At 61.4% G+C, this 23,352-nt stretch carries 24 protein-coding genes; 11 read left to right on the top strand and 13 right to left on the bottom strand.

Translation table 11 applies throughout. From position 1 onward, the window contains the following. Positions 1 to 223: 223 nt before the first annotated feature. Both HFO99_RS19660 and HFO99_RS19655 read right to left on the bottom strand, forming a co-directional pair. Entirely contained in the window at positions 224 to 1,207 is a 984-nt protein-coding gene (locus HFO99_RS19660; RefSeq protein WP_222363113.1) for a bifunctional riboflavin kinase/FAD synthetase, read from the bottom strand. A gap of 31 nt (positions 1,208 to 1,238) precedes the next feature. Then, positions 1,239 to 2,087: a TIGR01459 family HAD-type hydrolase gene (locus tag HFO99_RS19655; RefSeq protein ID WP_222363034.1), complete on the bottom strand. Its 849-nt coding sequence runs from the start codon at positions 2,085 to 2,087 to the stop codon at positions 1,239 to 1,241. 394 nt (positions 2,088 to 2,481) lie between these two features. Between HFO99_RS19655 and groES the strand changes: the two genes are divergently transcribed. From groES to HFO99_RS19640, 3 genes are all read left to right on the top strand, one after another. Further along, positions 2,482 to 2,778 (top strand): co-chaperone GroES, encoded by a 297-nt coding sequence (groES, locus tag HFO99_RS19650; protein WP_003545797.1) that lies wholly within the window; start codon positions 2,482 to 2,484, stop codon positions 2,776 to 2,778. A gap of 72 nt (positions 2,779 to 2,850) precedes the next feature. Then, the gene (groL, locus tag HFO99_RS19645; RefSeq protein WP_222254069.1) at positions 2,851 to 4,494 is read left to right on the top strand and encodes a chaperonin GroEL; all 1,644 of its coding nucleotides are present in this window, start codon (positions 2,851 to 2,853) and stop codon (positions 4,492 to 4,494) included. Between the two features lie 735 nt (positions 4,495 to 5,229). Next, a complete protein-coding gene (locus tag HFO99_RS19640) occupies positions 5,230 to 5,676 on the top strand; it encodes a hypothetical protein (protein WP_222333576.1) in 447 nt (148 codons plus the stop codon). A 63-nt stretch (positions 5,677 to 5,739) separates the two neighbouring features. Here HFO99_RS19640 and HFO99_RS19635 read toward each other — a convergent pair whose 3' ends face one another. Beyond that, the gene (locus tag HFO99_RS19635) at positions 5,740 to 6,450 is read right to left on the bottom strand and encodes a glutathione binding-like protein (RefSeq protein WP_222363032.1); all 711 of its coding nucleotides are present in this window, start codon (positions 6,448 to 6,450) and stop codon (positions 5,740 to 5,742) included. Positions 6,451 to 6,760: 310 nt separating this feature from the next. Here HFO99_RS19635 and HFO99_RS19630 point away from each other — a divergent pair, with 310 nt between their 5' ends. Beyond that, positions 6,761 to 7,177, top strand: coding sequence for a DoxX family protein (locus HFO99_RS19630; protein ID WP_222363030.1), 417 nt, complete (start codon positions 6,761 to 6,763; stop codon positions 7,175 to 7,177). 78 nt (positions 7,178 to 7,255) lie between these two features. On the opposite strand, the gene hisG is transcribed toward HFO99_RS19630, so the two are convergent. The 3 genes from hisG to hisS all read right to left on the bottom strand — a co-directional run bounded on the left by hisG (position 7,256) and on the right by hisS (position 10,848). Beyond that, on the bottom strand, positions 7,256 to 7,951 hold the full coding sequence (hisG, locus tag HFO99_RS19625; RefSeq protein ID WP_222363028.1) for an ATP phosphoribosyltransferase: 696 nt from the start codon (positions 7,949 to 7,951) through the stop codon (positions 7,256 to 7,258). Beyond that, complete coding sequence (locus HFO99_RS19620; RefSeq protein ID WP_222363026.1) at positions 7,948 to 9,069, bottom strand: ATP phosphoribosyltransferase regulatory subunit; 1,122 nt, start codon at positions 9,067 to 9,069, stop codon at positions 7,948 to 7,950. Before HFO99_RS19620 ends, hisG begins: the two co-directional genes overlap by 4 nt. 177 nt (positions 9,070 to 9,246) lie before the next feature. Next, positions 9,247 to 10,848, bottom strand: coding sequence for a histidine--tRNA ligase (gene hisS, locus HFO99_RS19615; RefSeq protein WP_222363024.1), 1,602 nt, complete (start codon positions 10,846 to 10,848; stop codon positions 9,247 to 9,249). Between the two features lie 129 nt (positions 10,849 to 10,977). Here hisS and HFO99_RS19610 point away from each other — a divergent pair, with 129 nt between their 5' ends. The 3 genes from HFO99_RS19610 (at position 10,978) to HFO99_RS19600 (ending at position 12,600) form a co-directional block, all read left to right on the top strand. Beyond that, a complete protein-coding gene (locus HFO99_RS19610) occupies positions 10,978 to 11,739 on the top strand; it encodes a hypothetical protein (RefSeq protein WP_222363022.1) in 762 nt (253 codons plus the stop codon). Positions 11,740 to 11,796: 57 nt separating this feature from the next. Then, the gene (locus tag HFO99_RS19605) at positions 11,797 to 12,162 is read left to right on the top strand and encodes a hypothetical protein (protein WP_222363020.1); all 366 of its coding nucleotides are present in this window, start codon (positions 11,797 to 11,799) and stop codon (positions 12,160 to 12,162) included. A gap of 78 nt (positions 12,163 to 12,240) precedes the next feature. Then, complete coding sequence (locus tag HFO99_RS19600) at positions 12,241 to 12,600, top strand: DUF305 domain-containing protein (protein WP_222363018.1); 360 nt, start codon at positions 12,241 to 12,243, stop codon at positions 12,598 to 12,600. A 67-nt stretch (positions 12,601 to 12,667) separates the two neighbouring features. On the opposite strand, the gene HFO99_RS19595 is transcribed toward HFO99_RS19600, so the two are convergent. Next, positions 12,668 to 13,717, bottom strand: a complete 1,050-nt coding sequence (locus HFO99_RS19595) for an aldo/keto reductase (RefSeq protein WP_222363111.1) — start codon at positions 13,715 to 13,717, stop codon at positions 12,668 to 12,670. Positions 13,718 to 13,954: 237 nt separating this feature from the next. Between HFO99_RS19595 and HFO99_RS19590 the strand changes: the two genes are divergently transcribed. Beyond that, complete coding sequence (locus HFO99_RS19590; RefSeq protein WP_222363016.1) at positions 13,955 to 14,659, top strand: HAD family hydrolase; 705 nt, start codon at positions 13,955 to 13,957, stop codon at positions 14,657 to 14,659. Between the two features lie 19 nt (positions 14,660 to 14,678). On the opposite strand, the gene HFO99_RS19585 is transcribed toward HFO99_RS19590, so the two are convergent. Both HFO99_RS19585 and HFO99_RS19580 read right to left on the bottom strand, forming a co-directional pair. Continuing rightward, entirely contained in the window at positions 14,679 to 15,182 is a 504-nt protein-coding gene (locus HFO99_RS19585; protein WP_222310433.1) for a hypothetical protein, read from the bottom strand. Next, a complete protein-coding gene (locus HFO99_RS19580; RefSeq protein ID WP_064249242.1) occupies positions 15,179 to 15,808 on the bottom strand; it encodes a DNA-3-methyladenine glycosylase I in 630 nt (209 codons plus the stop codon). The genes HFO99_RS19585 and HFO99_RS19580 overlap by 4 nt, the downstream gene beginning before the upstream one ends. Positions 15,809 to 16,054: 246 nt before the next feature. Here HFO99_RS19580 and HFO99_RS19575 point away from each other — a divergent pair, with 246 nt between their 5' ends. The 3 genes from HFO99_RS19575 (at position 16,055) to HFO99_RS19565 (ending at position 18,528) form a co-directional block, all read left to right on the top strand. Beyond that, positions 16,055 to 16,804, top strand: coding sequence for a L,D-transpeptidase (locus HFO99_RS19575; protein ID WP_222363014.1), 750 nt, complete (start codon positions 16,055 to 16,057; stop codon positions 16,802 to 16,804). Between the two features lie 236 nt (positions 16,805 to 17,040). Continuing rightward, positions 17,041 to 17,733, top strand: a complete 693-nt coding sequence (locus tag HFO99_RS19570) for a L,D-transpeptidase (RefSeq protein ID WP_222310435.1) — start codon at positions 17,041 to 17,043, stop codon at positions 17,731 to 17,733. Between the two features lie 120 nt (positions 17,734 to 17,853). Next, positions 17,854 to 18,528, top strand: a complete 675-nt coding sequence (locus tag HFO99_RS19565; RefSeq protein ID WP_222333407.1) for an outer membrane protein — start codon at positions 17,854 to 17,856, stop codon at positions 18,526 to 18,528. 21 nt (positions 18,529 to 18,549) lie between these two features. On the opposite strand, the gene HFO99_RS19560 is transcribed toward HFO99_RS19565, so the two are convergent. The 4 genes from HFO99_RS19560 to HFO99_RS19545 form a co-directional block, all read right to left on the bottom strand. Next, positions 18,550 to 18,990, bottom strand: coding sequence for a hypothetical protein (locus HFO99_RS19560; RefSeq protein WP_222363012.1), 441 nt, complete (start codon positions 18,988 to 18,990; stop codon positions 18,550 to 18,552). Between the two features lie 42 nt (positions 18,991 to 19,032). Further along, a complete protein-coding gene (gene glcF / locus HFO99_RS19555; RefSeq protein ID WP_222363010.1) occupies positions 19,033 to 20,343 on the bottom strand; it encodes a glycolate oxidase subunit GlcF in 1,311 nt (436 codons plus the stop codon). 248 nt (positions 20,344 to 20,591) lie between these two features. Beyond that, positions 20,592 to 21,791 carry a glycolate oxidase subunit GlcE gene (gene glcE, locus HFO99_RS19550; protein WP_222363008.1) on the bottom strand — a complete coding sequence of 400 codons (1,200 nt, stop codon included), beginning with the start codon at positions 21,789 to 21,791 and terminating at the stop codon, positions 20,592 to 20,594. Next, positions 21,788 to 23,227 carry an FAD-linked oxidase C-terminal domain-containing protein gene (locus tag HFO99_RS19545; protein WP_222363005.1) on the bottom strand — a complete coding sequence of 480 codons (1,440 nt, stop codon included), beginning with the start codon at positions 23,225 to 23,227 and terminating at the stop codon, positions 21,788 to 21,790. Before HFO99_RS19545 ends, glcE begins: the two co-directional genes overlap by 4 nt. Positions 23,228 to 23,352 lie beyond the last annotated feature (125 nt).

Here is a 23,352-nt window from a genome sequence, read left to right as displayed (position 1 = left end):
GAAGCGCTCGTATCCAAGCGCCAAAAACCCGGACCTTCCGGCCGCTTAGCGCGCGCGGAAGGCCGGGCCGATAATTCGCATCATCATTGCCAGCCGATATTTCGTCATCGCGCCGGTTCATAGGCGTTTTTGCCGGGAAAAGGAAGAGAAGAATTCGCGGTTGTCAATCGGCTTCAGCGGCTGGAATCGCCGGTGCTCCAGCGACAGCCGCACTCAATGCCACTCAGGAAAAGCACAATTTCCGGTCAAGCGCGCCGAGCGGCTTAACACCCGCAAGCAGTGTCCTCGCCTCCTCCTCGTCGCGCTTGATCTGGGCGACCAGCGGATCGAGGCCGTCGAATTTCAGTTCGGGTCTAATATAGCCGAAGAAGGAGACAGAGCAGAGCTGGCCGTAGAGATCGCCGTTGAAATCGAAAAGATAGGTTTCGAGCAGCGGCGCGCCGTTTTCCGTCACCGTCGGGCGGCGGCCGTAGCTTGCGACGGCATCGTGGAGCGTGCCGTCCTGGCCGCGGAAGCGGACGGCGTAGATGCCGGCGGCAAGATCGACCTCCGGCGGCAGGCGCATGTTGGCCGTCGGGAAACCCAGCTGCCGGCCGAGCTTTTCGCCATCGATCACCTCGGCTTCCACCGTATAGCGGTAACCCAGCATGCCGGCGACTTCGCTGACATTGCCCTCCTTGAGGAGCGCGCGGATATGGCTCGAAGAGACGACATCGGCGTTTTCGTCGCGGAAGGCATCGATCAGGGTGACGCCGAAGCCGTAGGTCTGGCCGGCATTCATCAAGAAGGCCGGACCGCCCTCGCGGCCGCGGCCAAAATGGAAATCGAAGCCGGTGACGACTTCGGAGGCGCCGAGCCAATCCTTCAGGATCGAATGGATGAAATCGTCGGCCGAGCGCTGTGAAAATTCATAGTCGAACGGATATTCGATGACCGCGTTGAAACCAAGCGTTTCCAGGATGCGGGCCTTGAGCGGCGCGGGCGTCAGCCGGAAGACCGGCGTCTGCGGCCGGAAGACCGTTCGAGGATGCGGCTCGAAGGTCAGCACCAAGCCGGGAATGCTGCGCGCCTTCGAGATCTCCAGCGCCCGGCTCAGCACCGATTGATGGCCGCGGTGCACGCCATCGAAATTGCCGATGGCAATGACGCCGCCCTTCAGATGGGCGGGTAGGGGTTCCCGGGTTTCATTGCGGTGGAAGACGGTCATCGGCTGGCTTCTCTTCATGCAAGGCGTGTCTTCATGCAAGGCGGGGCATCCACCACTTCGGCGCGGCGTTTTCCCGTTCGAGATAGGCGTTGAGGAGCGCCTCGTCGGTCTCGCCGTTGAGAGTATATTCCTTAGCGTGGATACCACCGCTGATGTAGAGGAGGTCGAGGCCGTAATTCAAGGCGCCCCGCACATCGGTCGGCATGCCGTCGCCGATCGCCAGCACGCGCTCGACCGGGAAATCACCGCGAAGCTCGCGGGCAGCCGCAAGCGTCGCCTCGTAGATCGGCCGATGCGGCTTGCCGGCGATGCGGGTTTTTCCGCCGAGCTGCTCGTAATAGGCGGCCATGGCGCCGGCGCAGGGGATGATGCGATGGCCGCGCTCGACTATGAGGTCGGGATTGGCGCAGATCATCGGCACCTCGCGGGTTTTGAAATCGAGAAGCATCTCGGTGTAATCCTCCGGCTTCTCAGTCTCGTCGTCGAAAAAGCCGGTGCAGACCAGCGATTGCGCTTCGCCCGCCGGCCGGCGCTCGACGCCAATGCCTTCGAGCAGCGCCTTGTCGCGCTCGGGGCCGAGCAGAAAGACCGTCTTCGGCCCTTCGGCGATCAACCCGCGCGTGACGTCGCCGGAGGTGACGATCCTGTCATAGGCGCTGTCGGGAACGCCGATCTGGCGCAACTGCTCGACCACCTGCCAGGAAAGGCGCGGAGAATTGGTGATGAGGACGACGGCGAGGCCGCTTTCGCGTGCCGCTTCAAGGGCTGCGGCCGCCTTTGGGAACGGATCGACGCCGTTGTGAACGACGCCCCAGACATCGCAGAGCACCACATCATAGTGACCTGATATCTCCGAGAAGTTTTCTATCCGCTTGGCCATTCCGATTTCCCGATTTGCTTCAGTCACCGGTGACATTGCAAAGGCGCAAGACGATGGCAAGGCATTTTCTTCGCCGCCGGGCCAATGCGTAGAGCTCGAACGGCGATCCGGAGGAGCAGAAGAGCAAAGGGTTTTGACGATTATCGCGAAGCGGCAGATCGCCGAGCGCGGACGCGTTCGGCAAAGTTCAGCTGCGCCGAGGTTTTGGCCGCAATCTCCGACTATTCTCCGGCATCTTCACAATTCCGGCACAAAAATTCGTGATTGCTCTCATTGACTCCTCTCGGAGCCATCCCTAAATGCTCGTCGCTAGCACTCACCGCAAGGGAGTGCTAACATCTATCCATGTGGGCCAATCCGGTCCGCGAATGTCATTCGATCGAGGGATTAGACAATGGCAAGCACCAACTTCCGCCCCCTTCACGACCGCGTCGTTGTTCGCCGCGTTGAGTCCGAAGCCAAGACCAAGGGCGGCATCATCATTCCCGATACCGCTAAGGAAAAGCCGCAGGAAGGCGAAATCGTCGCCGTCGGCTCCGGCGCACGCGATGAGTCCGGCAAGGTCGTCGCACTCGACGTCAAGGCTGGCGACCGCATCCTGTTCGGCAAGTGGTCCGGCACCGAAGTCAAGATCGACGGCGAAGACCTTCTGATCATGAAGGAAGCCGACATCATGGGCATCATCGGCTGATCGGCCGACCTGCTTTCCCGAAATGGCTGACGGGCGTTTTGCCCGAACAACTCGAATTCAGGAGTTACTAATATGGCATCTAAAGAAATCAAGTTTGGCCGCACCGCGCGCGAAAAGATGCTGCGCGGCGTCGACATTCTCGCCGATGCAGTGAAGGTCACGCTCGGCCCGAAGGGTCGTAACGTCATCATCGACAAGTCCTTCGGCGCGCCGCGCATCACCAAGGACGGCGTTTCCGTCGCCAAGGAAATCGAACTCGAAGACAAGTTCGAAAACATGGGCGCCCAGATGGTCCGCGAAGTTGCTTCGAAGACCAACGACATCGCCGGCGACGGCACCACGACTGCAACCGTTCTTGCCCAGGCGATCGTTCGCGAAGGCAACAAGGCCGTTGCAGCCGGTATGAACCCGATGGACCTGAAGCGCGGCATCGATCTTGCTGTTGCTGACGTCGTGAAGGATCTCCAGGCCAAGGCCAAGAAGATCTCCACCTCGGAAGAAGTTGCACAGGTCGGCACGATTTCGGCAAATGGCGACAAGCAGGTCGGTCTCGACATTGCTGAAGCCATGCAGAAGGTCGGCAACGAAGGCGTCATCACGGTTGAAGAAGCCAAGACCGCCGAAACCGAACTCGAAGTCGTCGAAGGCATGCAGTTCGACCGCGGCTACCTCAGCCCCTACTTCGTCACCAACCCGGAAAAGATGATCGCCGACCTCGAAGACGTCTTCATTCTCCTCCACGAGAAGAAGCTGTCGAACCTGCAGTCGATGCTGCCGGTTCTCGAAGCCGTCGTCCAGACCGGCAAGCCGCTCCTCATCGTCGCTGAAGATGTCGAAGGCGAAGCGCTTGCTACGCTCGTCGTCAACAAGCTGCGCGGCGGCCTGAAGATCGCTGCCGTCAAGGCTCCCGGCTTCGGCGACCGCCGCAAGGCCATGCTCGAAGACATCGCGATCCTGACCGGCGGTACGGTCATCTCCGAAGATCTCGGCATCAAGCTCGAATCCGTCACGCTCGACATGCTCGGCCGTGCCAAGAAGGTTTCGATCTCCAAGGAAAACACCACGATCGTCGACGGTTCGGGCGCCAAGACCGACATCGAAGGCCGTGTTGCCCAGATTAAGGCCCAGATCGAAGAAACCACCTCCGACTACGACCGCGAGAAGCTGCAGGAACGTCTTGCCAAGCTCGCCGGCGGCGTTGCCGTCATCCGCGTCGGCGGCTCGACGGAAGTCGAAGTGAAGGAAAAGAAGGACCGCATCGACGACGCGCTCAACGCGACCCGCGCTGCCGTTCAGGAAGGCATCGTCCCCGGCGGCGGTATCGCTCTGCTCCGCTCCTCCACGAAGATCACTGTCAAGGGTGTAAACGACGACCAGGAAGCCGGCATCAACATCGTTCGCCGCGCCCTGCAGTCGCTCGTTCGTCAGATCGCTGAAAATGCAGGCGACGAAGCCTCGATTGTTGTCGGCAAGGTCCTCGACAAGAACGAAGACAACTTCGGCTACAACGCCCAGACATCCGAATATGGCGACATGATCGCCATGGGTATCGTCGACCCGCTCAAGGTCGTTCGCACGGCGCTGCAGAACGCTGCTTCTGTCGCATCGCTGCTGATCACCACCGAAGCCATGATTGCCGAACTGCCGAAGAAAGAATCGGCTGGCGGCGGCATGCCGGGTGGAATGGGCGGCATGGGCGGAATGGACATGATGTGATAGGCCAACGGCCTTTCACAGCATCGTTCATGAATCCGCCCATATCTAAAGATGGTTCAGCGCGTCAAGCGCGCTGAATTGGCGGAATGGACATGATGTGATCGGCGAAAGCCATCACTGACCACCATTCCGGCATCCCGGAACAGGAAGGGCGGCCCTCGGGTCGCCCTTTTCTTTTGCCCAAAGCGATTCGACGCGCGGCACAGTGATTTGCATAGCCGACGAACGCCTGCGCAGTTCTCTCTTGCAGGCCCCGGGAACGAAGCTTGCGCCAAACTTGCGCTGCCTGCGTATTTATCAGCCTGCCGACATGCGAGAGATCAAAGTGCTGCTGCAACATTTCCGGCCTGACGTGGAGTGAAAACGTTTGCAAAGCTTTCAAAGATGATCCTCCCATGCCAATTCTCGCGAAATAGGCCGAAGATGCAGACATCCTAAGAAATGAGGCCGATCCGAATACCCCTTAAAAAGCCGTTGCCGTTTGTCCAAAAGCCCCTATAAATCCGCGCTGCACTTCAACCGCGCCCGGCGATAATTCTCGCCAATGGACGAGGCCGGAGCACGGAGAGCATACGTGAACGTTCGGCTTTGAGGGGCTCCGGTTACGGAGGCCAGATGGCCGTGGCAATCATCGCCGGAGGTAAGCGCGGGCATCATGCCCGCTGCTGCGTGATCCTGTTTCTTTGTGTTTGCCGAGCGTGCGGCCGAGGAGCCGCATCCGAACGGGGGAACGCCTTGTTTAACATCGCCAGAGCCAATGCAGCCGTACCTTTGACACCCGGCTCGCTTGATGACGCCAATCAAAATCATAAGATATTGGCGCAGTTTTCCGTCTCCGAAGCCTGGACCGGAGATTTATCGAGCGGCATGCTCCGTCTCGGCGAATGGAGCGCGATGCTGCACGGCCTTGCCGTACAGGAATGCGGACTCTTAAGCCTGATCCGCTGCTACGACGCCAAGGATCGCAGCCACATATTGGAGTTGTTCGAGCAAGCGGCGACCCTCTGCTCATCCTTTTGTTTTTCAACGACGATCATCATGCCGAACGGCTTTCGCCAGCCGCTCTTCTGCATGGGCGAGTCCAACGGTCTGGAAGAAAAATTCAGCGGCAGCATGGTCGGCGTCTTCGTCTTTCCGCGCTTCAAGCTGGAAGGCGCAAAGCAGATATCAAGCCGGCGATAGGCCGGACATCAAGATAAAAGGCCGCCTCGAGGGCGGCCTTTCTACTTTCCAGCGATCCGTCCGTTACTCCGGCTTGACCGGTATGTTGAGGCCCCTGGCACTTGCCGGACGAGCGATGCAGCGCTCAAGCCAATCCGAGACGGCGGGGAATTTCGGGTATTCGAGAACCTCGCGGCCGCCATAGAAGATGTCGGCGCCACGAACCCAGGTGAAGGTGGTGATGTCGGCGATCGTATAGAGATCGCCCATGATCCACTGGCGACCTTTCAGCCGGTCTTCGAGCACGCCGAGCAGGCGCTTGGATTCATCGCGATAACGCTCCACCGGATAGGAATTGTTGGCGACCTTGTCGGCGGCGAATTTGTAGAAATGTCCGAACTGGCCGAACATCGGGCCGATGCCCGCCATCTGGAAAAACACCCACTGGATGGTTTCGTATCGGCCGGCGGCATCGGCAGGGATGAGCTTGCCGGTTTTTTCCGAGAGATAAAGCAGGATCGCGCCGGATTCGAAAAGACCGATCGGCTTCCCGTCGGGACCGTTCGGATCGATGATCGCCGGGATGCGACCGTTCGGGTTGAGAGATTCGAATTCCGGCGACTTCTGCTCGTTGGCGGCGAAGGAAATATAATGCGGTTCATAGGCGAGGCCGAGCTCTTCGAGGGCGACGGAGACCTTCACCCCATTCGGCGTCTGCAGGGAATAGAGCTGGATGATGTCGGGATTTTTCGCCGGCCAGCGCGTCGTGATCGGAAATGCGGAAAGATCTGCCATCGGATTCTCCATGTTATCAGCCGACCATAAAAACCGGGCTTGGCAAAGGCAAGCGGGGTAGCCAATGCATGTCGCCCAAAAGTGCGCAGCGGTTTTGGGACAACGACCGCATGACAACAAAGAACTAAGCGCGTCGCATGAATTCAGTCGAACGCGATGCGCTTTGGAGATCGTTCCATATTAGTGAACGAAGTGTCCCCTTTCGTTTATCTTTCCACAACGCAAGAAAAGAGCGACATAGAGGCATCCGAGGTCGAAGCGGTGCCGGGGCACCGAGATCTCCAGAGTCCTTCCAACGGAGACAACGTCCATGTCGAACAACGTCATCATCCTGATTGCCCGTATCCTGCTTTCCTTCATGTTCATCCTTTCCGGCTTCATGAAGCTAACCGATCCTGCCGGTACTGCGGGCATGATCGCCGGTGCCGGCCTGCCGGCGGCAACCCTGTTGGCCTACGTCGCAGGCCTTTTTGAATTGCTAGCCGGCCTTGCGGTTCTCACAGGCTTCCAGGTCCGCGTTGCCGGCTGGTTGCTCGCCGCCTTCTGCGTCTTCACGGGCGTTGCCTTCCACCTGCCCTACGCAAGCGGCACGGAACTCGTCAACATTCTCAACCAGATCATGGTCATGAAGAACATCACGCTGGCCGGCGCGTACATCCTGCTCGCCACCGCCGGCGCAGGCGCCTACTCGCTCGACGCCCGCCGCGGCGCCTACGCGACGGCCTGATACCAGCAGACATCCTCCCATAAATGCGAACCCGCTGTCACCCGACGGCGGGTTTTCTTGTGCCTTGATTGGCAGGGATCAGAGGGCCGCGCGCACTGCCTCAATGATTGCCTGCACAGCGGGTTCGCCGGCGTGGCTTTCCTTGCGGGCGCGCACGAGGCAGGCCTGCGAATGCAGGATGATACCGTCCTGGAGCACCTTCAGGTGGTTGGCGCGCAGCGTCGAGCCGGTGGAGGTGATATCGACGATGATATCTGCCGAGCCGGAGGCGGGAGCGCCCTCGGTGGCGCCCAGGCTTTCGACGATGCGATAAAGCTGGATGCCGTGCTGGCTCGAAAAGAACTGCTGGGTCAGCCGCCAGTATTTGGTGGCGATGGCAAGGCGCCTGGAGTGGCGGGCGCGGAAGTCGGCGGCAACATCGACGAGATCGGCCATGGTGTCGACATCGAGCCAGATCTCCGGCACGGCAACGACGACATCAGCATGGCCGAAGCCGAGGCGGGCGCAGAATTCGACGCGCTTGTCCACCTCGGCAAAACCTTCCCGCATCAGATCCTCGCCCGTGACGCCGAAATCGACGGTGCCATTGCCGATTTCACGGGAGATTTCGGAAGCCGAGAGGAAGGCGATTTCCACATCGTCCCAGCCTTCGACGCGACCGCGATAGGAGCGGTCGTTACCAACAGCCGAGATCGTCATGCCGGCACGTTCGAAGATCGCCGAAGCGTCCTCCTTCATCCGGCCTTTGGAGGGAAGCGCGATGGTGATGGTCATGCGGCTGCCCTTTCGGTTTCGATGCGGTCGAGCCAGAAGGAGAAGCCGACGGCCGGAATACGGTCCGTCGCACCGAGGAAGGTCAGGAGCCGGTCGAAACGGCCGCCGCCGGCGAGCACCGCGCTTGAGCCCTCCACCGTCACCTCGAAGACGAGGCCGGTGTAATAATCGAGCGGCCGTCCGAAGGCGGCGCGATAGTCGAGGCAGGAAAGATCGACGCCGGCATTGGAAAGCGCTGCGACGCGACCGTTGAAGCGCGAAAGCGCATTGCCGAGTTTCAAGCCGGCAGCATCGGCAAAACCGGAAAGGGCTGCGGAAGCATTGACCAGCGGCACGTCGAGCGACAGGAACTCTTCCAAAACACGGAAGGCCGCGTCGTCGAGGCGCGTTTCGGACAGGATGAGCTTTTCCTTGAGCCGTCGGGCGATCTCCAGGGCCGAGCGGCCGGCATTCGTCGAATAGCCGGTCTTCTGCATCTCCCGCTCGAGATGGGCGACCAGCGCCTGCTCGTCGCCCGATGCGACAAGCCTGGCGATATCGTCGTCCAGCCCGGTGACGAATTGCGGGCTGACGAGGCTGGCAAGCAGCGCTTCCAGCTGCGTCATATTGCCGAAGGCGTGGATTAGGCGCTTCTGCCAGCCGAGCGGCAGGCCGAGCGCCTGGACGACAGCCTCGAACACTGCCTGGTCGCCTAATGTCACGGCTAAGCGCCGGCCCGGCAGCAGGCGGGCGAGAATGCCGGTGGCATCGCCAATGGCGCGGGCGTCGGCGTTTGACAGGTCGATATCGCCAAGATCCTCGATGCCGGCCTGATAGAATTCATTGGCGCCGTCGCGACGCTGGCGGAAAACCTCGCCGAGATAGGCATAACGCTTCGGCGTGCCGGTCGCCGTCTCGATGTGGCGCAGACAGACAGGGATGGTGAATTCGGGACGCAGGCAGAGGCTGGCGCCGGTTTCGCTCTCCGTCATGAAGATGCGGCGGCGCAGATCTTCGCCGGCGATATCAAGGAAAGGTTCGGCCGGCTGAATGACAGGCGTGTCGATGCGCTCGGCGTTGCGCGCGTCGAATTCGGCGATGAGGTCGTTCGCGAATTCGGGGAGATTGATCAGGGGCATTGTGTCGCTCCTGGGAAAAGTCCCCTCCCCAACCCCTCCCCACAGGGGGGAGGGACTAACTCGCGGCGATCGCCGAAAAAAATTGAGAGCGCCCTCGATGAAGCAAACGTCGAGTTGGGCACAGCGGCGCCACTTGAAGCCCCTCCCCCTTGTGGGGAGGGGTTGGGCAGGGGTCTATTACGCATCCGCCGCCCTCTTCCGATCCTCGGCCTGCGCAGCAAGGATCTCCCTGACCTTGGCGACGAGGTCGGCTTCCGGCGCCGTCTCCTGCGCCACGCGCGCTTCGCGCCAGCTGGCATTGTCCTCGATCTCGCCGGAGAGCCGCTTGCCTTCGATCAGATCCTTGATCTGCACGACGCTTGTCGCGCGCTCGTCGCCGCCCTGGATGATGGCGACGGGGCAGCCGCGGCGATCGGCATATTTCAGCTGGTTGCCGAACTTCTTCCAGTTGCCCTGGTACATCTCGGCGCGGATGCCGGCGGCGCGCAGTTCCTGCGTCATTCTCTGATAGCGGCCCATCGCCTCGACATCGCCGTCCATGACGGTCACCAGCACCGGCTCGATGACCTCGCTGGCGCCGAGCTTGCCGAGGTTCTTCAGCGCCGTCATCAACCTGGAGACGCCGATCGAAAAGCCCGTCGCCGGAACCGGCTGGCCCATGAAGCGGGAGACGAGACCGTCATAACGACCGCCGCCGCCCACCGAACCGAAGACGACCTTTTCGCCCTTTTCATTGGTGACGTCGAAGGTCAGTTCGGCCTCATAGACCGGGCCTGTATAATATTCGAGGCCGCGCACGACGGAGGGGTCGATCTTGATGCGGTCAGGGCCATAGCCGGCGGCTTCAACCAGCTGCCAAATTTCGCGCAGCTCAGCGATGCCTTTCAGGCCGATAGGAGTGTCGCTAAAATCATTTTCTAGCATGTCGAAGATCAGACCACGAGCTGGTGTATCACCCTCTATGTGGATGTCTCGAAAATATGCGCCAGAAATTTTCGGAGTTCCGAGAGCTTGTTCTGCCATCTGCAGTGTATTGAGAAAATTTAAAACCCTGTCGATCTGCTCCGGGCCAAGTCCAACACCCTTGGTGAAGTCGCCGGATTCATCCTTGCGGCCGGAACCGAGCAGCAATGCCACGCCTTCCGGACCGAACTTGTCGAGCTTGTCGATGGCGCGCAGCACGTTGAGCCGCTGGCCGGCCTTGTCGTCGCCGCCGAGACCGATCGCCTCGAGCACACCGTCCAAAACCTTGCGGTTGTTGACGCGGATGACATAATCGCCGCGCTTGATGCCGAGGGCTTCCAGCGTATCGGCCATCATCATGCACATTTCGGCATCGGCCTGAACACCCGGCGCGCCGACGGTATCGGCATCGAACTGCATGAACTGGCGGAAACGGCCCGGGCCCGGCTTCTCGTTGCGGAAGACGTAGCCGGCGCGATAAGTGCGGTAAGGCAGCTGGATCTCGTTGAAATTCTCGGCGACGTGACGGGCGAGCGGCGCCGTCAGGTCGTAACGCAGCGACATCCATTGCTCGTCATCGTCCTGCAGCGAGAAGACGCCTTCGTTCGGCCGGTCGCTATCGGGCAGAAACTTGCCAAGCGCATCGGTATATTCAAACAGCGGCGTTTCGAGCGGATCGAAACCATAATGCTCATAGACTTCCCGGATCTTTGCCGTCATCTCGTTGACGGCGCGGATATCGCCGGCCGTTCGGTCGACGAAGCCGCGCGGCAGGCGGGCCTTGAGCTTTTGCGGTTTCTTCTGCTTGTCGTTCATTTCCGGGAATTCCACTGACTGTGACAGTGGCGGTTTCCTAGCGGATTGGGCGGGGAGCGGCAAGGGCGAAGGGTCTTGATGTGGCTGCGAGAACCGATTGAACGAAGGAGTTCCCTCAGAAATGCGGATATGCTCATGATCACCGAGGCGCTTCTCTATGCCGCGACCTTGCCGCTGACCGGCAAGCCGCATCGAAAGTTCATCCGCTATTCCGTCAATCTCTCGTCGCGGGCCGGGCGCTGCGCCGGGGATTGGGCCGAACATGAGGAGATGAGCCGGAAGGCGATCCTGGCCGCGGCGGCCGACCTCAGGCAGAAGCGGACCGCCGTCGTCCTCGGCTCCGGCCTGTTGCGCGACGTGCCGATCGAGGTGCTGGCGCGCGATTTCGACACCGTCGTCCTGGTCGATCTCGTTCATCTCGCCTCGCTGCGCCTGTGGCTGTCGGCCAAATTCTATCGCAATGTCCGGCTGATCGAGCGCGATCTCTCCGGCTATGATGAGCTTGCTGCCGGCCGCGAACCCGAACCGCTCGGCTTCCTGCGCCGCGTGCCCTATCTCGATTTCGTGGTTTCCGCCAACCTCTTGTCGCAGATCGGTCGCGGCGTGAAACGGCGCCATGAGGCCGAGGCCGGACGAATGCCTGAAGACACGGTGGAAAGGCTGATCGCGGCACATCTGACCGGGCTTGCGGGACTTCCCTGCCGCACCTGCCTGGTGACCGACATCGCCTATGCCGTCATCGACCGCAACGACAGGACCCATGAAGAGGCCGACCTGCTGCATGGCGTTTTGCCGCCGCCAGCAAAAGCCGCCTGGACATGGCCGGTTGCGCCGCTCGGCGAAGAGAGCAAGGATTATAAGATCGAGCACAAGGTCATCGCTGCTTGGTGACCAGGATGTGACCGCCGATCGGCTTGGCTTGTATCCGGCATTCGCCTATAAAACGGCATGCGCATGCTCGTCCTCATCACGATGTTTCTCGGCTGGCTGATCTACAGCGCCATGTCCGCATGGGCGGGCTGTCCGACATGCGCGTCGGTGAATGCACCGGTTGCCGTCGAAACCGGCATGCATCACGAAATGCACGGCATGGCTGTGTCCGAGGCGGTGGGCAAGACTGAGCCCTCGAAAGGCCCGTGCGCCAGCGGCAATCCCGCACATATGCCGCTTTGCGCCGCCTGCCTGCTGCTGCCACCGGCGGTGACGGTCATGGCCAGTGGAAAGTCCCTCTTCGGCTATCCCGCCCCGGCGCTTGCCCGTGCCCTCGATGACGACAAACCGACACCGCAGCCGCCCCCTCCCCGACTGTCCTGACACCACTGCAATCCATGCCAATCGGGTGGCCCAGCCGCCCGGCAAACCTATTGCCAGACAGAGGAAGGAATAACTCTCATGTCTCTGAAAATCATCGCTCTCACCGCAATGCTCGCGATCGTTGCCGCTCCCGTCCTTGCCGAAGACAAACCGATGGATATGAGCAAGCCGATGGGCAACCACGATGCGGCAAGCCACGCCTTCAGCGAGGCCAACGCCAAGATGCACAAGGATATGATGATCGACTATAGCGGCGATGCCGATGCGGATTTCGTCCGCGGCATGATCCCGCACCATCAGGGCGCGATCGATATGGCCAAGATCGAGCTGCAATACGGAAAAGATCCCGATATCCGCAAGCTCGCCGAAGCCGTCATCAAGGCGCAGGAAGCCGAGATCGCCGAGATGAACGCCTGGCTCAAGACCCAGGGCAAGTAATCGATCACTCGTGAAAAGGGGAACGCCGGGAGAAATCCGGCGTTCCCCAAGACTTATGTTAGCGAGGTCAGTCCTTCGGCTCGAAATCGGCCGGGCGGCGGCCGGCGCCTTGTCGAGACAGCATCCAGCCCGGATATTCGGGGGCAAGGGCGCTCACCTCGTCGAGCCTCTTCAAATCATCTTCATCGAGCTTCAGCTTGACGGCGGCAAGGTTCTGGTCGAGCTGGTCGACCCGCTTGGCGCCGATGATGACTGTGGAGACGAAGGGCTTGGCGAGGATATAGGCGAGTGCCACGGTGGCGACGCTGACGCCGTGCTTTTCGGCGACTTCACGCATGACGGCGACGCAGGCCCAGGCCTTGTCCTTGTCGACGGGCGGGAAATCGAAACTGGTGCGGCGGCCCTCGCCGTTGCCGGGCGCGCCGGGACCGTACTTGCCGGAGAGCAGACCACCGGCGAGCGGCGACCAGGCCATCAGGCCAAGCTTTTCCTCCTGCATCATCGGCACGATGTCGCGTTCGAGATCGCGGCCGGCGATGGAATAATAGGCCTGCACGGTCTCGAAACGGGCAAAGCCGCGGCGCTCCGACAGGCCGAGCGCCTTGGAAATGCGCCAGGCCTGCCAGTTGGAGACGCCGATATAGCGCACGAGACCACGGGACACGAGATCGTCGAAAGCGCGCAACGTCTCCTCGATCGGCGTCACCGTATCGGTCGCATGGATCTGATAGAGATCGATATGATCGGTCTGCAGCCACTCGAGGCTCGCCTCGACCGAGTCCATGATGTGACCGCGCGAGGCGCCGCGGTCGTTCGGCTTGTCGCCCATGACGCCGTAGACCTTGGTGGCGATGACGACGTCCTTGCGCGGGATGTCGAGGTTCTTCAGCGCCTGGCCGAGCAGCCTTTCGGACTCGCCGGATGAATAGACGTCGGCCGTGTCGATGAAATTGACGCCTGATGCAAGCGAGCGCTCGACGATCCGGTCGGCGGCATTCTGGTCGACGTCGGCGATGGCGCCCCAGGCGCTGCCTTGCTTGGCTTCGCCGAAGGTCATCGTGCCCAGGCAGATTTCCGAGACGAAAAGTCCCGTATTTCCGAGTTGATTGTAACGCATCATGGAAAAATTCCTTTGTGTCTGCCGCAAGAGGGGCTTGCGAACTCAAGAACTTCATTTTTTGATTATTGGCCTGCATATGACAGGCACAGCCGTGGCTGGCTGCAAGGTGAGGCGATTTTCATGTAGTGCGGCGGCGGCGCTTTTCAACGCCGTAGCTTGGCTCTGCGGAGGCTATGCCCTTGTCTCGACACAGGCCGCCGATAGATTGCCGGCCATATTTTAAGAGGTGCGCATATGACGACGCGAGCACTGACCACGATCGGCTTCGATGCCGATGATACACTTTGGCAGAACGAACAATATTACCGGCTGACGGAAGCGCATTTCACCGGGCTTCTTGCCGATTTCGCCGAGGGACCGAAGATTGCCGAACGGCTGCTGGAGGCCGAGAAACGCAACCTTCGCCACTATGGCTTTGGCATCAAGGGCTTTACGCTGTCGATGATCGAAACGGCGATTGAGATTACCGAGGGTAAGGTGCCGGCCAGCGTGATCGCCAAGATCCTCGATACCGGCCGCGACCTCCTCAACCATCCTGTCGAGACCCTGCCGCATGCGCGCGACACGCTGGAAGTGCTGGCCGGCAAATATCTGCTTGTCATGATCACCAAGGGCGATCTCTTCGACCAAGAGCGCAAGCTTGCCCAATCCGGGCTCGGCGACTTCTTCGATGCCGTCGAGATCGTCTCCGACAAGACGGCCGTCACCTATCGCCGCATCTTCGCCAAGGTCGGCGACGGGCCGGAACGGGCGATGATGGTCGGCAATTCGCTGAAATCGGACATCGTGCCGGCGATCGCCGCCGGCAGCTACGGCGTCTTCGTGCCGCACGAACTGACCTGGGTGCTGGAACATGTCGACGAACCGACGGAAGCGCCACGTTTCCGCAAGATCGGCCATCTCGGCGAATTGCGCGAGCTGATCGACCAGATCGGCTAAGCCGGGCGCACCCTCAGCCTCATTGCGGCTTCGGCGGGGCCTTCGGGAACAGCGAGGGGCGCTCCGGCTCGGCCGGCGGTTTCGGCTGCTGCGGGGCAGCCGCCAACGGCTCGATCAGGATGCTGAAGGGAGCGCCGAGACCGCGGCGCGGCGAGACCTTGGAATAATAGGGACGCAGCAGCCAGGTCGCGTTTTCCTTGACCGTCGTCTCGAAGCTCATGCCGTCCTCGTCGGTACCGAAGAAGGCCTCGTCATCCGGTTTCGACAGGTCGAAGATCGCCAGGAAGGCAAATTTGCTCTTGCTGGAAAAACTGATCTTCATGTGCTGGCCGGCGCGCACCGGCAGCGTATAGACATGGCCATTGCCGAACTTCGTCCAGCCCTTCAACTGCATGGTGACGGCCGGAAATTGCAGCTTCTCCAGCTTCTCGCCGGGATCGAGCTGCGGCGTCTGCGCCATGGCGGACACCGTCAGGAGGAAAAGGGCGGCGGCGATCAATGTTCTCACGGAGTGATCTTTCATGGGCGAACCAGGGCGGTGCGCATCGCCTCGACCTCGGGCCGGCAGAAGCAGCCTTCCAGATGATCGTTGACGAGACCCATCGCCTGCATGAAAGCATAAACTGTGGTCGGGCCGACAAAGGTCCAGCCGCGTTTCTTCAGATCCTTCGAAATGACCACGGATGTTGGCGTCGTCGGATTGGCGACGATGTGATCACGATCGACGACTGCCGGCCGCTCATTATGGCCGGGTTCGTAGCGCCAGAAATAATGGGCGAGCGAGCCGAATTCGTCCCTGAGCTCTATTGCACGCTTGGCATTGTTGATGGTCGAGACGATCTTGCCGCGATGACGGATGATGCCGGCATCGGCAAGGCAACGAGCGACATCGCCTTCGCCGAAGAGGGCGACCTTCTCGAAATCGAAACCTGAAAAGGCGGCGCGAAAATTCTCGCGCTTGCGCAGGATGGTCAGCCAGGAAAGGCCGGACTGGAAACCTTCGAGGCAGATTTTCTCGAAGAGACGGACGTCATCGGTGACGGGGCGGCCCCATTCCTCGTCATGATACCTGAGATAGTCGGGCAGATTGGCGTGCCAGTGGCAGCGGCTCCTGCCGTCCTCGCCGATGATGATGCCTGTCGCGCTCATGATCCTTCATTCTGCGGGGGTCCGCTTCGTTCTCCGTCTTGATTCCGGCTTTACCATTTGCAAACCGTCTTTCCAAACCGAACGGTAACCCTGACGAAAAGTTTATCCGATCGGTCGGCTTTTGATGAATCGATCTTTACCATTCGCTGGCGGATTGGGTGGCAGCGTCTTCCCGGGCGGAATATCTCCGCCCGGGCGGACATGTCCCGTCAGCGCATTTTCGGTCATTTGTAGAGAGTTCGTCCGATGATGAAACAGCTTGTTCTTGCCGCAGCCCTCTTCGGCCTTTTCTCCACGGCCGCCCTTGCAGACGACCGCTACGCCACCCGCCCGCCGGTCGTGCTCAGCCCCGATCTGACCGCGCCCTGGATCAACCAGCTGGGCGGCGGCACGGTTCGTCCCGTCGTCTATCAGCGGCCGGTCGTCCGCCAGCAGCAGCGCGGCCTTTTCCAGCGCCGCATGCTGCGCCAGGTGCCGCAGGTGTCACCGCAGACCGTTTCGGCGATCAATCCCGGCATCCCGTCGATCCGCCATCCGATCGAACCGCAATACCTGCCACAGATGGTTGATTACGACACCACGGAAAAGCCCGGCACGATCGTCATCGATACCAACAACCGCTTCCTCTATCTGGTGATGCAAGGCGGCAAGGCGCGCCGCTACGGCGTCGGCGTCGGCAAGCCGGGCTTCGAATGGGCAGGCGCCCACAAGATCACCCGCAAGACCGAATGGCCGGACTGGACGCCGCCTTCCGAGATGATCAGCCGCGAGGCCGCCAAGGGTCATTACCTGCCGGCGCGCATGGACGGCGGCGCGGAAAACCCGCTCGGCGCGCGCGCCATGTATCTTGGCTCGACGCTTTACCGCATCCACGGCACCAACGCGCCCTGGTCGATCGGCAGCGCCGTCTCCTCCGGATGCATTCGCCTGCGCAACGAAGACGTCGTCGACCTCTACGACCGCGTCAGTGTGGGAACCCGCGTCATCGTCATGTAAAGGTGGGCCAATACTTACAGCGACGCATGTCATGTCAGATGCGCAAAGGACGCTGTAACCTTTAAATTGCTGCATAACTTTTCCTAAAGTCGATTCCGATTTGAGGATGAATTATGCAGTAGGAGCCGCAAGAACAGCCGGCTTCCTTCTCCAAATTGCTGTATCCGGCCACGCCGATCTTGAATCAGGCAGAAGTTCATGTAGCTTCGAGCGGATTTGCTTGAGGGGAATCGATCATGATCAAACTAATGCCGGGTCTGGCTGCTGCCGGACTTGTCCTGTCCTTGATGTCTACATCCGCCTTTGCAGCGCCTGCCGGCTCCGCGCCCGACAATGCACGGGCCCCGGCACAGATCGTGCGCGTGGCGCAGATGCCGAAATACGTGAAGCCGCAGTTCAAGCGCAAGAAAGTGCGCCTGATGACGACGGAAGCGGCCGGCACCGTCATCATCGATACCAACAACAAGTATCTCTACCTCGTCGAAGGCAACAATCGCGCCACCCGTTACGGTATCGGCGTCGGCCGCGATGGCTTCGGCTGGTCGGGGATTGTCAAGATCGGCCGCAAGGCCGAATGGCCAGCCTGGACGCCGCCGGCCGAGATGCGCCGCCGCGAAGCCGCCAAGGGACACATGATCCCCGCTTTCCAGGAAGGCGGCGAGGACAATCCGCTCGGCGCCCGCGCCATGTATCTTTACCAGGGTGGCCGCGACACGATCTTCCGTATTCACGGCACCAATCAGCCCTGGACGATCGGCCTCAACATGTCTTCGGGCTGCATCCGGATGATGAACGAGGATGTGACGCATCTCTACGAGCGCGCGCCTGTCGGCACGAAGGTGATCGTCATCGGCCCCGGCAATAGGCAGGGCAAGGTGGCGTTCGAGGACCGGGGTATCGACGTGCTGCGCACGATGTTTGGCGGCTGAGCAACACCTACGAAAAAAATGAAAGGCGCATTTTGACGCGCCTTTTGTTTTGCTTAGACTTTGCGGCCGAAAGCTGGCAAACCTGCCTAAGAGTCGACACATTTATATCGGGGCTATTCAATGATATATGCGCTGCGTTCCTCCGCTTCCCTGCTTGCGGGCATCGCGTTTTTGACAATCTGTTCGGCAGCCTCCGCCTCGGCGGAAGACCTGCAATTCTCCATCTACGGCGGCTATCAGACCGCACCGCATAGCGGCGTCGATCTCTCCGACGGCACGCATTTTACCGCCGGCTGGGAAGGCAAGTCCTTCGGCGCCCCGCCCTATTACGGCGGCCGCGTCACCTGGTGGCTCGAGAACTTCAACAAACCGAATTGGGGTATCTCGCTCGATTATACCCATGACAAGGTTTATGCCGACGACGATACGCTGGCCAAGACCGGCTGGTCGCATTTCGAATTCACCGACGGCCTGAACCTGATCACGGTGAATGGTCTCTACCGTTTCCAGGATCCGACCCGCCGCTGGACGCCCTATCTCGGCGCCGGTATCGGCGTGAACATTCCGCATGTCGAAGTAATTCGCCCTGAGGGCAAGACCTGGGCCTATGAATTCGGCGGCGTGACACTGCAGGCCCAGGCCGGTGTCGACTTCAAGGTGACCGAGCGCTGGTCGACCTTCGTCGAATACAAGGGCACCTATTCGCGCATCGACGTTCCGATCGACAGCGGCGTGGACCTGAAGACCAACATCTTCACGAATGCCGTCAACGTCGGCGTTTCATTCCACTGGTAAGAATAAATTTCGGCTGCGGCGCTATTTGGTGCCGCAGCTGACCTTGCCCTCGACGGCATAGGGTTTGTCGGCGCCTTCGATTGTCAGGGAATAGGTGCCGCTGAAATTTGCCGCCGGCTTGCCGCGCTCACCGGCGACGACCACCAGATCCAGCGTTGCTCCGTCGGTATCGTCACTGCCGCCGTCAAAGACCTCCATAAGCAGTTCGCCGTCGTGCGACCAGTGATTGGTCAGGTGCTGCGATTCGAAAACACGCTTTCCGAATACGGTCGATTGAGCGTCATCCTTGACGATCAACGCGCCGCGGAAATGGTTGAGCTTGTGGCCGGCATCGCTTTCGAAACCACTTTCGAGCGTGAATCGCGCTTCCTTGTCATCGGCGGAACAGAAATAGCGGCTATTTGCATGGGCGGTGCCTGCCGCACCGAGCAGTCCCGCAAGCACAATCATTCCCCGCCACATCGTCTAAACTCCCGAGACCGGCCCGATGGGCCTTCGCAAGCTTCAGCCTAACGGCAAACCTGTTAATTTTTCCGGCACAGCGCCGCCATAGGCCCAATCGAGCAGTTCGACCGTATGCAGGATTGGAATGCCGGTGCCGGTGGCGATCTGGGTGATGCAGCCGATATTGCCTGTGGCAATGACATCGGCCTTGGCGGCCTCGATGTTCTTGACCTTGCGCGCCTTCAGCGCCGCCGAGATCTCCGGCTGCATGATGTTGTAGGTGCCGGCAGAGCCGCAGCAAAGATGGCCTTCGGCCGGATCGCGCACCGCAAAGCCCGCCGCTTTCAGCAATTGCTTCGGCGCTTGGGTGATCCGCTGGCCGTGCTGCATAGAACAGGCGGAATGATAGGCGACCGTGATGCCCTTCGGCACGTGCGCCGGCAGATCGAGGGTCGCAAGATATTCGGTGACGTCCTTGGCGAGTGCCGAGACCCTCGCCGCCTTTGCAGCATAGGCGGGGTCGAGGCGCAGCATGTGGCCGTAATCCTTGATCGTCGTGCCGCAGCCCGAAGCGGTGATGATGATCGCGTCGAGGCCCTGCCCGTCGATCTCGCGCGTCCAGATATCGACATTGGCGCGGGCACTTTCGAGCGCCTGTTCGGCGCGGCCCATGTGATGCACCAGCGAGCCGCAGCAGACCTCCCCTTCCGGCAGCACGACCTCGACGCCGAGCCGCGTCAACAGCCGGATCGCCGCCGCGTTGATGCCGGGATCGAGCACCGGCTGGGCGCAACCGGAAAGGATCGCCACCCGGCCGCGCCGTTCCGTCTCGGGCAGGTAGCTGCCGGGTTTTGCGAAGGGCGAAGCAGCGGGGATGCGGCGCGGCGCAAGGGCCAGCATAGCAGCGAAGGGTTTCAGCGCGCCACCGCGCATCAGACCGGCGAAGGGCCGGCCGAGACGGGCGAGATTGAGCGCCAGGCGGAAGCGGGCGGGATAGGGCAGCACGGCGGCAAGAATGGCGCGCGTCAGCCGGTTCATGAACGGGCGTTTGTAGGTCTTTTCGATATGGGCGCGGGCATGATCGACCAAATGCATGTAATCGACGCCGGAGGGACAGGTGGTGACGCAGGCAAGGCAGGAGAGGCAGCGATCGATATGAGTGACGACCTCGGCGTCGGCGGGCCGGCCGTTTTCCAGCATGTCCTTGATCAGGTAGATGCGGCCGCGCGGGCTGTCGAGCTCGTTGCCGAGCATCACATAGGTGGGACAGGTGGCGGTGCAGAAACCGCAATGGACACATTTGCGCAGAATCTGCTCGGATTCGGCGACATCGGGGTCGAGCAGCTGGGTCGGGGTGAAGTTGGTTTGCATTTAGCGGGATCTCCGCTTTTGGATGTCGGGCGTTGTGCCTGGAATACCCCCCTCTGTCCTGCCGGACATCTCCCCCACAAGGGGGGAGATCGACAAGAGGTTGGACCATCGCTTCCTATCTGCCGTGTCGCAGTCGCAGTGCCCGAATTGTTTGGGGAAGTCATAGCCCCCAGCCAATCTCCCCCCTTGTGGGGGAGATGTCCGGCAGGACAGAGGGGGGTAACCCGTGCACAGACTCATCTTCTCCCTCACCCCATCTTCCCCGGATTGAATATGCCAGCCGGATCGAATTTCTCCTTCACCCGCCGGGACAGCATCGCCACCGCCTCGGACTCTGGATGGAAGGCTGATGTAACCGCCCTCGCCTGCTCCGATGCACGGATCAGCGTCGCGTGGCCGCCGCCGAGCGCCTTGATGTAGCGACGGACCAGCTGGGCTTCCGGGCCTTCCTCCATGCGCATCCAGACGAGGCCGCCCTGCCAGTCGTAAAAGGCGTCGATGCCGGCCTCGAGGCGGAGGGCTGCAACCAGCTGATGGCCGGTGCCAGGGGCGACCGAGACGCGCCAGACCGGCCGCGCCGTGCCGTCGGCATAGGGCAGGACGTCGCGGATTTCCTGCCAGAGCCTGGCGCTTTCCGGCTGTTCCAGCCGCGTGACCGTGGCGAAGCCCGACATTGCCGCCGCAAGCTTTTCGATGCGCACGTCGACCGAGCCCGGCAGGCCTTCGATACGCAGAACCGTCGCTTCGCCCTCGGGCAATTTGCCGGCGAGGAATTTCCACTTCACTGTCAAGGGCAGATGCGCTGTACCCGAGACTTCGACCGGCAAGGCCATCGCCGCCGCCATGGCGTTTGCCGCCTCGGCGTCGTTGAGGCCCGATAGCACCACCGTCCGCTCCGTCTTCGGGCGCGGCGGCACACGGAAGGTGACCTCGGTGAGAAAACCTAGCGTGCCGTGCGAGCCGGCGATCAGCTTGACGAGATCGAGGCCGGTGACATTCTTCATCACCCGGCCGCCGGCCTTGATGATCTCGCCCCTGCCGTTGACGAAGCGCGCACCGAGCAGGCTGTCGCGGGCGGCACCCGCGATCAGGCGGCGCGGACCGGAGACATTGGCGGCAAAGACGCCGCCGATGGTCGGCTCGCCCGATGTGCCCATCACCGTGCGATGATCCATCGGCTCGAAGGCGAGCATCTGGCCGTTCTCCGAAAGGGCCGCCTCGACCTCGGCCAGCGGCGTGCCCGATCGGACGGTCATGACCATTTCGCCGGGATTATAGGCGACGATGCCGATAAGCCCGGTCGAGCGCAGCCGATCCTCAGCGATAACGGCATTGCCGAAGCCCGAGCGGGTATTGCCGCCGCAGATCGCCAACGGCCGGCCGCTCTCCGCATGGGCGCGGACGATCGCTGCTGCCTCTTCTTCGCTCGTCGGCATCAGATCGATCATGCCGCGGGGCGCCCTTCGAGCGGGAAGACCTTCGACGGATTGAGGAGCCAGCCGGGATCGAAGGCGGCGCGCGCTGCCATCTGCTGGGCGAGATCGGCCTCGGAATATTGGTGGCGCATCAGGTCGCGCTTCTCGATGCCGACGCCATGTTCGCCGGTGAGGCAGCCGCCGGCATCGACGCACAGCCGAAGAATATCGTTGCCGGCCGCCTCGGCACGTGCGGCATCCTCGGGATCATTGGCGTTGAAGAGGATGAGCGGATGCATATTGCCGTCGCCGGCATGGAAGACGTTGGCGACGCGCAGGCCGTAATGATCGACGATCTCGGCGGTTCTTTTCAGCACGTGGGAGAGCTGGCTGAGCGGCACGGTGCCGTCCATACAGATATAGTCGGCGATGCGGCCGGTGGCGCCGAAGGCGGATTTGCGACCCTTCCAGATCAGAGCCGCCTCGGTCGCCGACTGGCATTCGCGTACGATCTTGACAGCGTGCCGGCGGGCGATCTCGACGATGTCCTTCAGCGCGGCGTCCATCTCCGCTTCCGACCCCTCGACCTCGACGATCAAAAGCGCACCGACATCGAGTGGATATCCGGCATGAGCGAAGGCCTCGCAGATCTCGATTGCCGGCTTGTCCATGAATTCGATTGCAACCGGGATGATGCCGGCGGCAATGACATCGGCAACGCAGGCGCCAGCCTCCTCCGAGCTCTCGAAGCCGAAGAGCACCGGGCGCGCACCTTCCGGCTTGGCGATCAACCGCACCGTCGCCTCGGTGACGATGCCGAGCTGGCCTTCATGGCCGCAGACGAGGCCGAGCAGGTCGTAGCCCGCCGCATCCAGCGCCTTGCCGCCAAGCTCGATCACCGTGCCGTCGACCAGCACCATCCTGACGCCGAGCAGATTATTGGTGGTGACGCCATATTTCAGGCAGTGGGCGCCGCCGGAATTCATGCCGATATTGCCGCCGATGGTGCAGGCAAGCTGCGAGCTCGGATCGGGCGCATAGAAAAAGCCGTCCGCGGAGACGGATTCGGAGATATTGAGATTGGTGACGCCGGCCTGGACCACGGCGACGCGGTTCGGCAGATCGATTTCGAGGATGCTGTTCATCTTCGACAGGCCGAGCACGACCGCATCCTCCTGCGGAATGGCGCCGCCGGAGAGCGAAGTGCCGGCGCCGCGCGGCACGACGGGAATGCCGTAGCGGTTGCAATATCGCATGACGGCAGAAACCTCAGCCGTGGTGCGCGGCAGGGCGACGGCGAGCGGCAGGCGGCGGTAGGACACGAAGGCGTCGGTTTCGAACGGCACCAGCTCGCGCGCCTCATGCACCAGGCATTCCGGCGGCAGAAGATCGGTCAGATCGGCGACGATCTGGGCGCGGCGTGCCAGCACGTCGGCGCGCGGCTCGAGAAACGAAATGGCGTCGGACATGGCGTTCTCCCTGGCCCCGACGACGGGGAATGACAGCGGGAAGATGACAACGGAAACCGGCCGCGAACCTCCCTGCCGCCGATAAACCGGCTTAGCACTTTCCCGAAAGTGGCGCAAATGCTAAG

Source organism: Rhizobium leguminosarum (genome assembly GCF_019798305.1).
GTDB classification, from domain to species: Bacteria; Pseudomonadota; Alphaproteobacteria; order Rhizobiales; family Rhizobiaceae; genus Rhizobium; species Rhizobium leguminosarum_U.
Note: the sequence above shows the minus strand (reverse complement) of the source record. Positions and strands in the feature narration are given on the sequence as shown.